Raw genomic sequence first — 15,914 nt, 5'->3', positions numbered from 1 at the left:
TAATTGTTCTGGGAAACCTTTAAGCAGCGCTGTAAGGTCGAGGCATGCTGGACGTGCGACGAATGCAGGTGCTCCGGGCCGTCGTGAGCACGGGTTCCATCACCGCGGCGGCGACGAACCTCGGCTACACCCCGTCCGCCATCTCGCAGCAGGTCGCTGGCCTGGAGAAGCAGGCAGGCATGCCGTTGCTGGAACGCGTCGGCAGGGGCATCCGGCCGACCGCGGCAGGCCGCCTGCTCACCGAGCACGCCGGCCGCCTCGCCGAACAGCTGGCCGAGGCCGAGAGCGCCCTCACGGCGTTGCGCAACGGCTGCGCCGGCACCCTGCGCGTCCGCTACTTCGCCACGGCGGGAGCGGCGCTCGTGCCACCCGCGGTGGCGGCGTTCCGGGCCGAGCGCTCGGGCGTGGAACTCGATCTGAAGCTCACCGAGCCTACCGACCCCTTCGTCGAACTGGCGGCGGGCCGCGCGGACGTGGCGATCACCGTCCTCGAACCCGACGCCCCCGCTCCGGAGGGCATGGTCGCGCGGCACCTGCTCGCCGACCCGTTGTACGCCGTGCTCCCGCGCGGTCACGCCCTGGCCCGCAAACGCGTGCTCGATCTCGGTGAACTGGCCGACGAGCCGTGGATCGACGCGGACTGCGGCGCCACCGGTCTGTGCGCGAACCTCGTGAGAAATGCCTGTGCGGGCGCCGGGTTCTCACCGCAGGTGGTCGTGGAAAGCGACGACTACGCGACCGCGCAGGGGTTCGTGGCGGCCGGGCTGGGTGTCACGATCATTCCCCGGCTCGGGCTGGGATATGCGCACCCCGGCGTTGTCGTGCGCAAGGTGCGCAATCCCGAACCCGTTCGGCACATTCACGTCGTGTACCGCGAAGACGCCGCGGGGAATCCCGCTGTGCTCACTCTCGCGGAAGCCCTGGCGAAGGCCGCGCGGGCTAGCTGACCCGCGCGGCCTTCTCCAGGACTCATCGCCTCGTGAACTGCTCAGTACCAGTTGGTGCACACGATCGTGCTGTTCTTTTGGTCGGCGCCGCAGGCCCTCATCAGCAGGCCGTCGTCGTTCCACATCTCAGTTCCGCCGGTGCCATGCTGATCGGCGAGGTACGTTCCTCCGAGCATGCCCTGGTACGGGTATTGCCGGTCCACCCAGACGTGGCTGGAGTACGGATCGCCCTTGACGTCGCCATAAGCGCACTTGCTTTCGGCGTTGTACATGAGGCGGATCCGAGTGCGGCCGCTGGGCGTGTAAACCGTCCCGGCCGTGGTCATCGGCGGCCTCGCGAAGCATCCCGGATCGCCTGCAAGCGCTGTGCCGGTCGTGAGCGGCAGGACGGCCAGCGCCGCTGCGATAGCAGCAGAAGCAGCGATCGGCTTTTTCAAGCCTTTTCGTGGCATAAAACAATCCCCCAGGATTTTGATTGTTGGCCTTCTTCGATCCTGGGGGACCGTGGCGATCATGTCAAGGCGTTGACGTTTGACGGTTGGCGGCAAATAAGTCAGCCGCTGCGCGGTGCGCCGAGCGACGACTCGGTCTCGATCAGCATATTTGGGCTTTCCCATTTGATTGAGAATCCCTTGGGTTCGATCGACACCGAACCGTCCTTCTTCGTGTACTTTACTTCGGTTTTCCAGAAGAAGTTGCCGTCATAAGTTGCGCTGACCAGCTCGGCTTTTTGGATGCCTTTCCAGAACTGTTCGTACCCGGCATAGCCGCCCTGCTGCCTGCCCTGGAACTTGGCGTTGGTCATCTGCCACGACTCGGAAGCCGACTTGGGAGCGGCGGTGAAGTAGTCACGCAGCAATGCTTCCTGGTCAGAAGGCTCTGGTGCCTGGGTCCACTGACCGGCCTTGCCCGCGGACTTCGGCGGCGTCGACTGCTTGGTCGGTTCGTTGCCCTGGGTCTGCTGCGCCGAGGTGTTCGCGCCCGCGTTGTTGTTGGTGCCGTTGTCGCCACCGTTGGAGATCATGCTCGCGAACATGATGCCGATGACCGCCGCCGCCACGATGGCGAGCGCGGTGTAGACCGTCGACTTCTTGCTCTTCAACGACGACGAGGCGGCTGCCGGCCTCGGACGCTGCGAGTACTGCGGCGCGGCGGCCGGGCGGTGGTTCGACGGTGGCTGCTGCGCGGACGCCGTGCGTGCCGGCGGCGTGTGCATGTCCACCCGCGTCGCGTTGGGTGGCGGCGCCTGCTGGTGCCCCTGCGGCGGCGTGAGGGCCCGCGTGGCGGCCTGCTGCTGCGGTTGCTGCACCGGCGCACCGCGCCACGACGGCGGGTGGGTCGGCGCGACCACGGCGGGGGTGAAGGCGGGGGCGGCCTGGCCGTTCGCGACGGCGGCGAGCGCGTCACGGGCCTCGGCCATGGTCGGGCGGTCTTCCGGCTCCGCGCGCAGCAGGCGCATCAGCAGCGCGGTCAGCGGGCCGGCGTTGCGCGGCGGGTTGACCTTGCCGGACGCGACCTTGTGCAGCAGCGCGATGGTGTTCTCGCTCAGACCGAACGGCGGTTCGCCCTCGATCGCGGCGTAGAGCGTCGAGCCCAGGGAGAACACGTCGGACGGTGAGCCGGGGTCGTAGCCCTTGGCCACCTCGGGTGCGAGGTAGGCGGGGGTGCCCGCGAGCATGCCCGTCGCGGTGACCGTGACGTCACCGGTCGCGCGGGAGATGCCGAAGTCGGTGATCTTCACGGTGCCGTCGTCGCCGAGCAGGATGTTGCCGGGCTTGATGTCGCGGTGCACGATGCCCGCGTTGTGCGCGGCGGCCAGCGCGGACGCGACCTGCATGCCGATCGACGCCACGTCGCGCGGAGGGAGCGTGCCGCGTTCGGAGAGCACCGCGGACAGGCTCTTCGACGGCAGGTACTCCATGATCAGCCACGGCTGGCTGTCGTCCTCGGCCACGTCGTAGACGGCGACCGCGTGGGGGTGTTGCAGGCGCGCGGCGATACGGCCCTCGCGCATGGCACGTCTCTTGGCCTCGTCCGTGTCAGCTTCGGCTAGTCCAGGCTGCAGGAGGAGTTGCTTGACCGCGACTGTGCGGTGCAGGCGTTCGTCATGTGCCGTCCAGACGACGCCCATGGCGCCGCTGCCGATCCGCTGGCTCAATCGGTAGCGACCAGCGACCAATCGGCCATCGTCGGTCACAGTTGCTCCCCGCTGTGCGGTCACTTGCTCTCTGTTCAACGGCTGATCACACCTTCGGGTTCAGATCACCCCATTAGGTGCGAGTACCCACCTTACGAGATTTCTACGGTGTAACGACGCTTAGCCCGCCGGAGGCGGCACTGTCGTGGTCGTCACGACGGGAACCGACGACGACGGCTTCGGAGTAGTCGTCGTGGTGGTTGTCGTAGTCGTAGTAGTCGTCGTGGTGGTCGTGGTTGTAGTCGTCGTAGTGCTAGACGTCGTTTGCTGCGTCGTCGTTGCCTCAGGCGTGGTTGTGGTCACCTCGGGCAACGAGGTCGTTGGTTCCACCGTCTGTGAACTGCTCGCCGGAGGCGCGGACGGGTTCTGCTGCTCCTTGTTGAACACCCCGAGCGCGACCATCAGACCACCGATGACCAGCAGCAACGCCAACACCACGGCGGCGATCACCAGCGGCTTGTTGTTCTCCTGACCCCTTGCGGGGGCCATCGGCGGAGCGGTCCGCGGCGGAGCGGTCCGAGCCACCGGCCGGACCACTCGGGTCCGGTCAGGCTCCACGATCGTCGTCGGGTCGGGCCCGTCGGTCACGGCCAGGCCGCTGAACGACGGCGAACGGCCGTGCGCAACGGCGTTGAGCACCTCGCGCGCCTGGGACATCGTAGGCCGGTCGTCCGGCTCGAAGTTCAGGAGGTACAGCAGCGTGTCGGCGAGCGGGTGGTCGACGGTCGGCGGGTTGATCCGCCCGGCCGCGACGGCGTGCAGCACACCGAGAGTGTTCTCGCTCACTCCGTAGGGCGGCTCGCCCTCCATCGCGGCGAACAGCGTCGAGCCGAGCGAGTAGACGTCCGAGGCCGGCGTCGGGTCCTGGCCCCGCGCGATCTCCGGCGCGAGGTACGCGGGCGTCCCGGCGATCAGGCCGGTCTTGGTGACCGTGATGTCGTCTGACGCGCGCGAGATGCCGAAGTCGGTGATCTTGACGACGCCGTTCTCGGCGATCAGCACGTTGCCCGGCTTCACGTCGCGGTGCACGATCCCCGCCGCGTGGGCCGCGGCCAGCGCCGCCGCGCACTGGGCACCGATGCTGGCGACCTCGACCGGGTCCATCGGCCCGCCCTCGGCCAGCGCGTCGGCCAGGCTGTAGGACGGCAGGTACTCCATGACCAGGCACGGGACGCCGTCTTCCTCGACGACGTCGTACACGGCGATGGCGTTCGGGTGGTGCAGCTTGGCGGCGATGCGGCCCTCGCGCATGGCGCGCTGGATGGCCTCGTCCTGCTCGGTCTCGTCCAGGCCGGGCGCGAGCAGCAGCTGCTTGATCGCGACCTCACGGCCGAGGCGTTCGTCGTGGGCGCGCCAGACGATGCCCATCGCGCCGGAGCCGATGCGGTCTAGGAAGCGGTAGCGGTCGGCGATCAGACGGCCGTCCGAGGTGCCGGACGTCGTCACAAGCCCACCCCATGGGTGCTCGAAGGCGTGACTGCGGCTGCGGCAGCAGATCCCACGCTCGTGCTCCTCGTGCGGTAGTCAGCAGGTCGTCCGGAATGCCCGCACAGGGTACCTGTCGAGGCCCGCCGCTGAGCTACCTGTCGTACGTCAGTTCACAGGGGCGAAGAAGTCGAATCCGCCGACGGTGTCGCCCACGGTGTTCAGCACCGGGTCGAGGATGCCGAGGTCCACGCTCACGTCGACCGGGTTGGACGGCCGCGGCAGCGGGTTCTCGGAGCTGGGCGGAGGCGTGCTGTTGCTCGGCGGGGTGGCCGTGGACGAGCTCGGCGGCGGAGGAGGCGTCTCGCTCGACGGCGGCGTGCTCGGCGTGCTGGTCTCCGTGGACGTCGACGGCGTGGTCGAGGTCTCGGAGGTGGGCTGCTGCGTCGGCTGCTGGGTGGGCGTCTGGGCCTGCTGCGTCGGACGCTGCTGCTGGGTCTGGACGTACGGGGCGACGCGCGTGGTCGGGTTCGCCGACGTCGGGTCGGCCTCCTGCGTCTCGGTGGCGTCGGCCTGCTGGGTCTTGTTCGACGGCAGCTTCACGACGCCTTCGGTGCCCGCGCTCGCGCCACGGGCCTGGGCGCGCTCGTCGAACCGCACCTCGGCGAGCGGGCGCTCGTCGGGCGAGGACAGCCACGAGGAGGCGGCGAACGCCACGGAACCGCAGATGATGACGCCACCGCTGGCGGCGGCGGCCAGCTTGCCGACGGTGAACCCGCCGCGCTGGGTGTCGTCGGCGCGGCCCTCACGGCGCAGCAGCTCGGTGATGTGCAGCTCCTTCATGGGCTGCTTCTTCGCCTTGCCGCCCGGCGCCTTGACCGGCTTGAACTTGATCGTCGGCTCGAACGCCGCGGGGGTGATGTCGTCGGTGATCACCGGGATCTCCACGGTTTCCGCCTCGCGGCGGGCGATCAGCTCGGCGACGGACAGCTGGCCGGTCGACTCGGCCGATCCGTTCAACCGCCGACGATGGTCCTCAATCGACACCGCTCGTTCACCCTTCCAAGTTCGCGTACGCGTACTGGCGGGAACATGGATACCGAATCGTGACCCGAGATGTAACCCCTATGGGGGAATTTTCACGGCCGCAACCCGGTTTTCGCGACGAGCGGTCACCGTTCGACTGCGAACGGCGAACCAGTTGGGTGCGACCTAACTGCTCGGCCTAACTGCGCTGCGCCGAAAGGACCTCGGTGGCGACGATCCTCGGCTGGGTCGTGCTGGTCAGCCAGAAGAGCTGCTCGATGCGCAGCCAGCCGCCGTCCATCTCCTGCATCGAGACGACCGCGAGCACCGATCCGTCCGGCCGCACCGACGTCTGGTCGACGCTCACCGTCTTGATCTTTCCCCAGGACTGGGCGAACTCCGCGGGGTTCGCGCCGACCAGCTCCGGGGAGAGCAGCTTGGCCGCCGAGTTCGGCTTGGTCGCGAGCAGCTCGTAGAACTTCTTCACCACGTCGACCTGCGGAAGCGGACCGACTGAGACCTCCGGCGTGGACGGTTCGGTGGTCTCGGCGGCGGTCTCCAGGAGCAACGCGGACGGCTGCGGCATGGGCATCACGGCGGTGGAGGTGGTCTGCAGCGGCGGGCGCTCGTGCGGCAGCTGGGCCGACAGGACGTCGGGACGCAGCGCGCTCGACCCCGACAGCGCGACGGGCCGTTCGGTGACCGGGACGCCGACGTTCGCCGGGCGCTTGCCCGCGAGGATCGCCGCGCCCGCGATGGACGAGACGAGCACGACCGCGCCGGTCAGCAGGCCGGCGACCCTGGCGACGCGGCCCGGCTTCGTGCGCCGGCGGCGGTTCGGGACGGCCGGGATCACGGTCGTCGTCGCGGTCATGTTCTCCGTCGGGCCGAGCAGTGAGGTGACGAGAGCGTCGGTGGCGGCTTCCTCGTTCGACAGAATGCGCATCGGTGCCGGCTGCTGTTTGATCAGCTCGGCCACGCTGATCGAGCCGGCGCGGTTGTGCCGCCGTCCGGTCGTCGCCGCGGGACGCTGCACTGCTCTGGTCCTCCGTACTGTTCGTGTACAGCTGAAGACGTACCGTGCCCTCACGTGATGACGCCAGTTTCTTGATGGACTTCACTCGTCCGTGGCGGCCAGCGGTGCGCGGAAATCGCTCGATGGTGCTACCTACTACGTTCGGTAGCTCCAGGCAGGACCTTGAGCCACTTCAGCCGCCGGTCTTCAACCGTTCACCGTTGATCAACGGCAGGTCGCCGAGCGTGAAGGTGAGCTCGCGCTTCTCGGTGCTCACCGAGCCGTCCTTCTTCGTCACCTGCAACAGGCTCACGGTGAGGCCCTTGCTCGGGTCGACCAGGATCTCCTTCACCTCGATCAGCGAGATGTCGGCGACCCTGCCTTCGAGCAACGCGTCGGCGTTCGAGCGCACGGTGTCCGTGGTCATGGCGAGCGCCGTGTCGGCGTTCGTCGCCATCGCCCGGTAGAAGCTCTCGGTCTGCTCGGCGATCTTGCCGCCGTCGACGACGGGGGCCTGGGTGACCGGCACGGTCGTGATGACCGGCGGGGCCGTCCCGGACGGCTTGGTGTTCGTGGCGGACGCCGGGCCGCTCGTGCCCGGCACGCTGCTCGTCCCCGTGCCCGGCGCGGGAGCGACCTTCCCGGTGGGCGCGGCGGACGGCGTGGAGCCGCCGGTGGCCGAGGGACTCGTGCCACCCGTCCGCAGCGCCCCGATCGTCGGCACGTCCGACGGGTAGCCGGGCAGCCCGACCGTCTCGACCGCACCGCCACCGCCGACCAGCTTGGCCGCGGCGACGCTCAGGCCGACCAGCACGAGCACGGACGAGACGACGGCGAACCAGGCCGCGCGCTTCCACGTGCGCGGCGGAGTGACCGACGCGGGCACCAGGCCGATGTTGAACTTCCGCAGGCCGTCGGTGTCCTGCAGCGGATCTGTCTGGCGGCGGCGGGGCAGTGGGATGCGGTCGCCCCCGGCGACGGGTCGCGCGTCCAGCGGCTGCGGCCCGTCGCCGAGACGATGTTTGCCCGGCAGTTCGTCCATCCCCGACACCCCTCTGCGACGCAATCAGGGTAGGGCCGTCCGGCGGTGCCGAAGCAACCAAAAGGGGGTGTTCAGGACGAGTGACACTCTTTTGTGTGAAGTTGTTCAGCGCGGCGGCAGTTGAGCTTGACCGCTGTTGAGCTGCTTGCGCGTGTTCTGCACGCCGTTGAGCGCGGCCAGACCGCTGCCACCCGCGATCAGCGAGCCGATGACGTCGGCGCCCAGCGAGTCGCCGTTGGTGATCAGCAAGCCGATCACCGCGCCCGCGGTCGTGATGATCGCGGTCTTCCAGCGGCTGCGGACGAACTGAGAGACAGGTGCTCCGGAAAGGCCCTTCTTGTTCGCGGCCGAACCGAGCAAGCCCAGGTATGCGTCGTGCGCCAAGGCGGCGAGCAGGCCGGCGATGGCGATCAGTGCGGCGATGAGGCCCATGCCTCCAGTGTGCCCCGAGAATTTTTCGGTGGACCATCCGTGATCGCCCTGATATCCGATTCGGGTGGACATGTTCTGGCACGACGACTGCCTCGAGCACGACGCCGGTGAGGGCCTGTGGGAGCTGCCGGGCTCCTGGCCGTGGCTCGACGTCGCCGAGCCGCACCCGGAGACGGCGGCGCGGCTGCGCACGTTCCGGCACGCGCTGACGCACGGTCCCGTAGCGCCGCACTTGAAGTGGCACGAGGGTCGGCATGCGTCCGTCGACGAGCTTCTGCGCGTGCACACAGCGGGGTACTTGGACTCATTGCGCGTGTTGGAGCGTGTGGCGCTGGAGGTGAACACGGTCGTAGGGCCGGAGACGTGGCGTGCCGCGTCTGCGGCGGCGGGGACCGCGTTGGCGGCGCTGGAGTCCGGTGCGCCGGTGGCGTACGCACTCGTGCGGCCGCCAGGGCACCACGCGCAGCCGGACATGGCGGACGGCTACTGCTTCGTGAACAACGCGGCGCTGGTGGCGGAAACCGCGCGGCGCCAAGGGATGCGGGTCGCCGTCCTGGACTGGGACGTGCACCACGGCAACGGCACGCAGGAGGTGTTCTACGACCGCCCGGACGTGCTGACCATCTCGGTGCACATGCGGCACGGCTCGTGGGGCACCAACCACCCGCAGACGGGTGCACCATCAGAAGTGGGTGCCAACGGCAGGAACGTCAACATCGAGCTGTCGCTCGGTGCGGGCGACACGACGTACATGCGCGCGCTCGACGAGATCGCTTTCCCGCTGCTGCGCGAGTTCCAGCCGGACCTGCTGGTGTGCGCGTCCGGGTTCGACGGATCGGCGTTCGACCCCAACGGGCGCCACAACCTCACGGCGGACGGGTACCGCGAGATCGGGCGGAGGGTGGCGTCGTTCGGACCGCGGGCCGTGCTCACCCAGGAGGGCGGCTACCTGCGCGGGTACTCGGCGCTGTGCCTGCATGCGCTGGTCGAGGGGCTGCTGCGGCTGCCGGAGCCGTTGCTCGAGGACCCGCTGGCGTACGTGCCGGACGACAGCCGGCCGGCGGATGCGGACCTCGACCGCGTCAGGGCCGCCCTGAAACCTTTTTGGCCCGGCGTGCTGTGACGCCGGGCCCGTCTGACGTGCTACCTGCCGAGCGGGCCGCGGCCCATCTTGAGCAGGATCATCGCGAGGTCCTTGCCCTCCGGGCCGAGCGGCCGGTAGCGGTTGAGCACGTCGATCTCGCGGTTGTGCACGATCTTCGTGCCGCCGGCCGCCATCCGGGCGGCGCCGATGATCTTGGATACCTCGACGCGGCGTTGCACCAGGCGGAGGATCTCCGCGTCGAGGTGGTCGATCTCCTCGCGCAGCTCGTTGATGTCGGGGTCGGTGGTGGTGTCCATCATTGGTGACCTCTCGAGAACTTCGAGTCCTGGCCCGGAAGCGACGAAGCCCCGGGGTCCGAGGACTCCGGGGCTTCGTGGTGGCTTTTCAGCGCTAGACGACCACGGGAGCCGGAGTCCGGGTCCCGTAGAAAAACTCGAAGAACGTCGCGCGCATGGATTCAGTGTTGCACAGAACCTCCCGGGCCTGCCAAGTCCGCGCGCCGAGCGGGCTCACCAGGTGGGACGTGCCGGTCGCAAGTTCCTGCTTCTGCCCTGGCCGGGAGGCCTGAACCCCCACGTGGAGTCGTGCCGTACATGTCGAAGACCTGGGGGTCATGTGAAACACGTACTCGGGATGACGGCTGCCCTGGCGCTGTCTCTCACGGTCGTTCCGTCCGCGTCCGCGGAGCCTGACTTCGCCACCGTCGCACTCACGAAGGTCTGACGAACAGGGCCTGTCCGTCTTCATCTCGTTCCCGACCGACCGGCTCGAGGTCACGGGGTACGACGGTGACGGCTGGACCTGCTGGGACGTCGACGAAGGTCCAGGCGCCCAAGGCGGCCAGTGCACGCAGGATCACCTGATCGTGCACGAGGAGGCGTGGCCGAAGCTCACGGTCGAGACCAGGGCCGCGACGATCTGGACGCAGGACAGCATCGACGTGTACGCCGAGGCAGGCGGCCACGAAGCGGTGCACGCGGGGCAGAACTTCATGATCGACACCGGCACCTGACAGACGCCGCTCCTCGAACACATGGTCGGGCGGTACCGGAATCGTCGGTGCCGCCCGGTACCGTGGATGGACGATGAGCGCCTTGTTCGACTTGCCTTCAAGTCCCCCCGTTTCCCGCGCGGGCCACCTGCTCGACGACCTGAACCCCGCGCAGCGCCGAGCCGTCGAGCACGCCGGTTCGCCCCTGCTCGTGGTGGCGGGCGCCGGCTCCGGCAAGACGCGCGTCCTCACCAGGCGGATCGCGTACCTGCTCGCGGCGCGTGACGTGCACCCCGGCCAGATCATGGCCATCACGTTCACGAACAAGGCCGCCGCCGAGATGAAGGAGCGCGTCGCCGACATGGTGGGCGCCCGCGCCCGCTCGATGTGGGTGTCGACGTTCCACTCGATGTGCGTCCGCGTGATGCGCCGGGACGCGAAGACCCTGGGCATGTCGTCGAACTTCTCGATCTACGACAGCGACGACTCGCGCCGCCTCATCACGCTCGTCGCCAGGGACCTCGACCTGGACCCGAAGAAGTACGCGGCCCGCACCCTCGCCGTGCACATCTCGAACCTCAAGAACGAGCTCATCGACCCGGAGACCGCAGCCGCCCAGGCCACGAACGACCTGGAACGCCGCGTTGCCGAGGTCTACGCCGTCTACCAGCGCCGCCTGGGCGAGTCGAACTCGCTCGACTTCGACGACCTCATCATGAGGACGGTCGAACTCCTGCAGCGCTTCCCGGACGTGGCTGAGCACTACCGCCGCCGCTTCCGCCACGTCCTGGTCGACGAGTACCAGGACACGAACCACGCGCAGTACACCCTCGTGCGCGAGCTGGTCGGCAAGGCGGGCGGCGAACTCCCCCCGGCCGAACTCTGCGTGGTGGGCGACGCGGACCAGTCCATCTACGCCTTCCGCGGCGCCACGATCCGCAACATCGTGGAGTTCGAGCGCGACTACCCGGACGCCACCACGATCCTGCTGGAGCAGAACTACCGCTCCACGCAGAACATCCTGACGGCCGCGAACGCGGTGATCTCCCGCAACCCGAACCGCCGCGACAAGTCGCTCTGGTCCGACCTCGGCGAGGGCGAGAAGATCGTCGGCTACGTGGCGGACAACGAACACGACGAGGCGGCCTTCGTGGCCAACGAGATCGACCGCCTGGTAGACGGCGGCGAGGTCAACAACTCCGAGATCGCCGTCTTCTACCGCACCAACAACCAGTCGCGGGTCTTCGAGGAGATCTTCATCCGCCTGGGCCTCCCGTACCGGGTGGTGGGCGGCGTCCGCTTCTACGAGCGCCGGGAAGTCCGCGACGCCCTCGCCTACCTGCGCACCCTGGCCAACCCGGACGACACGGTCTCACTGCGCCGAATCCTGAACGTCCCGAAACGAGGCATCGGCGACCGAGCGGAAGCCTGCGTCTCGGCCTACGCGGAACGCGAACGAATCAGCTTCGCCGCAGCCCTCCGCGAAGCGGTGAACGACCGAGTCCCGCTGCTCAACCCGCGCTCCCGCAACGCGATCGCCGGTTTCGTCGAGTTGATGGACCAGTTGGGCGAGATGGTCGCGCGCGAGGACGACGTGGCCGACATCCTCGAAGCGGTCCTGGACAAGACCGGCTACCGCACCGAGTTGGAAGCCAGCGAAGACCCGCAGGACCACACGAGGATCGAAAACCTCAACGAACTGGTCACCGTCGCCCGGGAGTTCACCGAACTGGAACTCCCCGAAGGCGCGGACCCGGTCCCGTCCCTCCCGGCGTTCCTGGAACGAGTCTCCCTGGTGGCAGACGCGGACTCGATCCCGGACGCGGACTCCGACGGCGTGGTCACCCTCATGACCATCCACACGGCCAAGGGCCTCGAGTACCCGGTCGTCTTCAGCACGGGCTGGGAAGACGGCGTCTTCCCGCACATGCGGGCACTGGGCGACCCAGCCGAACTGGCAGAAGAACGCCGCCTCGCCTACGTGGGCATCACCAGGGCCCAGCGCCGCCTCTACCTCTCCAGGGCACTGGTGAGGTCGGCCTGGGGCCAGCCTTCGGCGAACCCGGCCTCCCGCTTCCTGGGCGAGATCCCGGAAGACCTGCTGGACTGGCGCCGAGTAGAGCCCTCCCGCTCAGGCCCGGCAGCAGCCACGACCTGGGGCCGCTCAGCCTCAGGCGGCATAGCCTCCCGAGGCCTCTCCCGCCCAGCCCCAGGAAAAGCGGGCTGGAAGGACGCCCCAGCCCTGAAGCTGGAAGTGGGAGACCGAGTAACCCACGACAAGTACGGCCTGGGCCGAGTAGTAGCAGTGGACGGCGCGGGCCTACGGGCAACCGCAACGATCGACTTCGGCGGAGCAGGCACAGTCCGCCTGATGCTGATCGGCAGCGTCCCAATGACAAAACTCTGACGAGCCACACCGCCCCACCTGATCGCAGCGAAGCCGAAGGCGAGCCGTACGAGCACAAGGCAACGGGCGCGCAACTCACCCGCGATGCCGCAGGCGAGCCGTCCTTACCAAACGGTACGGCTCGTGACGAAGCCACCCCACCAACGCGCCCCCCAAAGCAACGCGCCTCCGCCCAAAGCAACAGGCGTGCCATCTACCCGCGCACGGCGTGGACCCGGCTTTGGATCAGATTGGCGGGGTCTGGGGCGGAGCCCCAGGACTCAACGGGACCGTGAGCAAGCACGGTGACCATCTACGAACCAGCAACCGGCGCCCCCAATTACGGAACGCCCAAGTCCTACCATCCCCACCCAAACCGGACCGCCCCCACCGCCCTGACCAGCACCTTCACCCACCCCGAAGAAAATCCGCAAAAATCCAAAAAATCAGCGCAACGGCAAGCCGATACGTACGTCTATGTGGGTGTCGCAAGCAGCACAGCCAGGGAACGTTCGGGGCGGTCCAAGGCACACGAGCAGCCTGCTGACGCAAGGGGAGCGAAGGGACGGCGGGGGCCTAACTTCGCGGCGAAGTGCGGCCGGACCGAACGGGAGAGCGGTCCGGCCGCACTGTCTTCTCAGCACTGTCTCGTCCGGACAGTCTCAGCCGGCACAACCTCGGAACAGCCCAGCACGGCCCCAGGCGCACCGGCGAACCCGAAGATCGACGCAGGTCAGCCCCGCCACGTCCAAAAATTGTCAGACCCCAAGAGCATCATCAACCGCATGAGGCCACAACCCCAGCGGGAGAGCTCAAATTGGATCACGTACTGGCCGGCGCCCTGCACGAACGTGTGTTCGCAATCCTCAACCAGCTGGAATCCCCGGAGACCATCAGGCTGGTCGAAGCCTGGCGCACTCTGCTGCACCACCACGAACCAACGGAGAGCGGGGCCTGCAAGGCCTGCGGCCCACGCTGGCGCAAACACATGTGCTCGGTCTGGCGCATAGCGGCGACCTACTTCGCCCGCCCAGACGTGTAATGCCCAGACCTGTGACGGCCGGACCTGTGACGCCCAGAGTCGTAGCGGTACCTGTAACGCCCAGGGCCACAACCCCGAAAGCCGTGACACGCCCCCAGGGAGCGGTCCCGTCCGGCATGAGCGCCACTACAGCGACGCTAGAGGCTCCTGGGCCGCATGAGCCTCCTGAGCCGCCTCGAACACCCTGACCCACACCACGAGGTGGGCCAGGCGCAGAACGACCGTCAGGAAGCTGCTGAGCCGTAGTTCTGGAAGTTCCGAACCAGCGATCTGGATCAGACCGTCACGCCACGAGCGTTCAGCCAGGTCAGCGGGTTGATCTTCTGGCCGTCGGGGTTCCACACCTCGAAGTGGAGGTGGGGCCCGGTGGAGAAGCCGCGGTTGCCCATGCGGGCGATCTGCTGGCCCGCCTTGACCTGCTGGCCTTCGCGGACACCGATCGTGTCCATGTGGCCGTAGACGGTGATGGTGCCGTCGGCGTGCTGCACGCGGACCCAGAGGCCGAAGCCGGACGCGGGACCCGCTTCGATGATCACGCCGTCCGCGGCGGAGACGATCGGGGTGCCGATGGGGCCGGCGATGTCGATGCCGAGGTGCATCGTGCCCCAGCGGCCGCCGTAGCCGGAGGTGAACTCGCCGGCGGCGGGGCGGAAGAACTTCGGGCGCTTCTTCTCGGCCTCGACGGCCTCGCGCTCGGTGGTGAGCTGCTGGCTGCGCAGGAGCTTGGCGGCCTCTGCGGAACCCTCTGCCGTGGTCTTGGAGACCGCGAGGATCTGCGGCGCGGAGGCGGTGTCGCCGCCCATGCCGTCGAAGGCGGCGGCGCCGTCGGCGTGGTTGGCGAGCTGGACGTCCTTGCTGTCGCCCGCTGCGGCCTGGCCGATCTGGCCTGCGCCTGCCGCTGCGAACGCGCCTACTGCGACGGCGGCGACGACGATGCGTCCGCGAAGCGCCGACGGTGGCGGGGGGAGCCGGTGAGAGCTGACCGTGCGCGTGGTGGCGCGGTCGACTGCCTCTTCAAGCGCAGCACTGCGTTCATGGCCGCCGGGGGAGCGGTGGTGACTCAAAGCTTGCCCTTCCGCCTTCGGGGAGCCTGATCGGGTGGACGCCGGGCGGGGGATTCCCGGTGAGTCAGGATTCGGGGTTCTGACTCGGTGTCCTTCTGTGATCAGACCGTGACAACGGACCGGGGGACGATAACGGCGGGAAGCCTCGGAGGGCAAACCCCAGTTCGTTATGTCCCCCCAATGGGCGGCAACCTGCAGGTTTTATCTGTCAACTGTGACCATCGGTGATCTGAGACGGCCGACACGCCTCACCGCCAGGGGCGATGGGGTGAGTTGACAAGTCATCCGATCGGGTGATGGCCGTCACAACTACGTGAAGGGTCCTCGTGTCAACCGGCAAAGAAAGGTGACCTGAATCACGTATCTGATGCTCTTCAACGAGCAACGACGAGTGCTCCAGCCGGGCGTTGCGCTGAGGCACGATGACCTGGTCCATCTCGGACCAGACCACGACGAAGCGCGTGCGGCACGGTCGGCAGGGCTCCGCGAGTTCCGTGAGCAGCTCGGAGCCGGGCCGCAACTGCCGGGTCAGCGGTGTGGGCAGTAAATAGGCGGCGAGGGTGCCGTTGTGCGGCGTACCCAGAGTGACGAGTGAGCGCACGCGTGCGTCGCCGTGCAGTCGTTGCACGTAATACCTGGCGATGAGCCCGCCCAGCGAATGGCCGACCACATGCACCTGATCGGAACCGGTCTGCTCGCAGATGCGCTCGATGTGCGCGCCGAGCAGGGCGGCGGAACGGCGGACGTCCCCGGTCAACGCCGTCAGCACGCTGTAGTTGATGGCGTGCACCACCCCGAAGCCCCGCCTTCGCAGCGCCCCCGACAGCACTGCAAAGGCGGAGCGGTTGTCCCCGATGCCATGCACCAACACGATCGGGGTGCCCGCGGCGTCCATCGCCGAAACCACCAGCCCGCGCTGGCGGGGTGGGAGGACGTCGGTGCGGTAGTGCCGGTACTGGCCGTCCGGCCGCAGCTGTTCGGTGATCGCGCCCCACGGGTAGAGCACCGCGTGGGCCGTCAGCCAGGCCGCTTCCATCGCGACCCCGCGCACGCCGCCGGGGGTGGCCATCGCCCGCAGCGCGACCTTCACTTCCTCCGCGACGTCCCGGGCGGTGTGGACGCCCCAGCCGGCGCGGTCGAGAGCCGCGTCAGTCAGACGCGTGATCCACGACCGGCCGCTCTCGCTCATGTGAGCGACGGTAAGTGATGAAGTCACGGGCTAGGAGTACCCGGCGGCTGTTT

General features: G+C 68.3%; 14 protein-coding genes. 4 read left to right on the top strand and 10 right to left on the bottom strand.

The genetic code is table 11. The features are described 5' to 3' along the window. Positions 1–44 precede the first annotated feature (44 nt). Positions 45–947, top strand: a complete 903-nt coding sequence (locus SK571_RS22045; protein ID WP_319985970.1) for a LysR family transcriptional regulator — start codon at positions 45–47, stop codon at positions 945–947. Positions 948–988: 41 nt separating this feature from the next. Here SK571_RS22045 and SK571_RS22040 read toward each other — a convergent pair whose 3' ends face one another. The 7 genes from SK571_RS22040 to SK571_RS22010 form a co-directional block, all read right to left on the bottom strand. Continuing rightward, the gene (locus SK571_RS22040) at positions 989–1,462 is read right to left on the bottom strand and encodes a hypothetical protein (protein WP_319985969.1); all 474 of its coding nucleotides are present in this window, start codon (positions 1,460–1,462) and stop codon (positions 989–991) included. A gap of 38 nt (positions 1,463–1,500) precedes the next feature. Further along, positions 1,501–3,144: a serine/threonine-protein kinase gene (locus tag SK571_RS22035; RefSeq protein ID WP_319985968.1), complete on the bottom strand. Its 1,644-nt coding sequence runs from the start codon at positions 3,142–3,144 to the stop codon at positions 1,501–1,503. Between the two features lie 120 nt (positions 3,145–3,264). Beyond that, positions 3,265–4,590 carry a serine/threonine-protein kinase gene (locus SK571_RS22030; protein WP_319985967.1) on the bottom strand — a complete coding sequence of 442 codons (1,326 nt, stop codon included), beginning with the start codon at positions 4,588–4,590 and terminating at the stop codon, positions 3,265–3,267. Between the two features lie 147 nt (positions 4,591–4,737). Next, positions 4,738–5,589, bottom strand: a complete 852-nt coding sequence (locus SK571_RS22025) for a hypothetical protein (protein WP_319985966.1) — start codon at positions 5,587–5,589, stop codon at positions 4,738–4,740. A gap of 205 nt (positions 5,590–5,794) precedes the next feature. Further along, the gene (locus SK571_RS22020; RefSeq protein WP_319985965.1) at positions 5,795–6,631 is read right to left on the bottom strand and encodes a hypothetical protein; all 837 of its coding nucleotides are present in this window, start codon (positions 6,629–6,631) and stop codon (positions 5,795–5,797) included. Positions 6,632–6,803: 172 nt separating this feature from the next. Beyond that, entirely contained in the window at positions 6,804–7,652 is an 849-nt protein-coding gene (locus SK571_RS22015) for a hypothetical protein (protein WP_319985964.1), read from the bottom strand. Between the two features lie 105 nt (positions 7,653–7,757). Continuing rightward, entirely contained in the window at positions 7,758–8,084 is a 327-nt protein-coding gene (locus SK571_RS22010) for a hypothetical protein (RefSeq protein WP_319985963.1), read from the bottom strand. Positions 8,085–8,154: 70 nt separating this feature from the next. Here SK571_RS22010 and SK571_RS22005 point away from each other — a divergent pair, with 70 nt between their 5' ends. Continuing rightward, positions 8,155–9,207 carry an arginase family protein gene (locus SK571_RS22005; RefSeq protein ID WP_319986036.1) on the top strand — a complete coding sequence of 351 codons (1,053 nt, stop codon included), beginning with the start codon at positions 8,155–8,157 and terminating at the stop codon, positions 9,205–9,207. Positions 9,208–9,227: 20 nt separating this feature from the next. On the opposite strand, the gene SK571_RS22000 is transcribed toward SK571_RS22005, so the two are convergent. Beyond that, positions 9,228–9,488 carry a chorismate mutase gene (locus SK571_RS22000; protein ID WP_090067154.1) on the bottom strand — a complete coding sequence of 87 codons (261 nt, stop codon included), beginning with the start codon at positions 9,486–9,488 and terminating at the stop codon, positions 9,228–9,230. A 566-nt stretch (positions 9,489–10,054) separates the two neighbouring features. Here SK571_RS22000 and SK571_RS21995 point away from each other — a divergent pair. Both SK571_RS21995 and pcrA read left to right on the top strand, forming a co-directional pair. Beyond that, positions 10,055–10,201: a hypothetical protein gene (locus tag SK571_RS21995; RefSeq protein ID WP_319985962.1), complete on the top strand. Its 147-nt coding sequence runs from the start codon at positions 10,055–10,057 to the stop codon at positions 10,199–10,201. Between the two features lie 73 nt (positions 10,202–10,274). Beyond that, positions 10,275–12,587: a DNA helicase PcrA gene (pcrA, locus tag SK571_RS21990; protein ID WP_319985961.1), complete on the top strand. Its 2,313-nt coding sequence runs from the start codon at positions 10,275–10,277 to the stop codon at positions 12,585–12,587. Between the two features lie 1,296 nt (positions 12,588–13,883). Here pcrA and SK571_RS21985 read toward each other — a convergent pair. Together SK571_RS21985 and SK571_RS21980 are read right to left on the bottom strand one after the other, a co-directional pair. Continuing rightward, positions 13,884–14,672: a M23 family metallopeptidase gene (locus SK571_RS21985; protein ID WP_319985960.1), complete on the bottom strand. Its 789-nt coding sequence runs from the start codon at positions 14,670–14,672 to the stop codon at positions 13,884–13,886. Positions 14,673–14,880: 208 nt separating this feature from the next. Then, positions 14,881–15,861 carry an esterase/lipase family protein gene (locus SK571_RS21980; protein ID WP_319985959.1) on the bottom strand — a complete coding sequence of 327 codons (981 nt, stop codon included), beginning with the start codon at positions 15,859–15,861 and terminating at the stop codon, positions 14,881–14,883. Positions 15,862–15,914: the final 53 nt, after the last annotated feature.

The organism is Lentzea kristufekii (assembly GCF_033949925.1).
GTDB classification, from domain to species: Bacteria; Actinomycetota; Actinomycetes; order Mycobacteriales; family Pseudonocardiaceae; genus Lentzea; species Lentzea kristufekii.
This window is presented reverse-complemented; position numbering and strand designations above follow the sequence as displayed.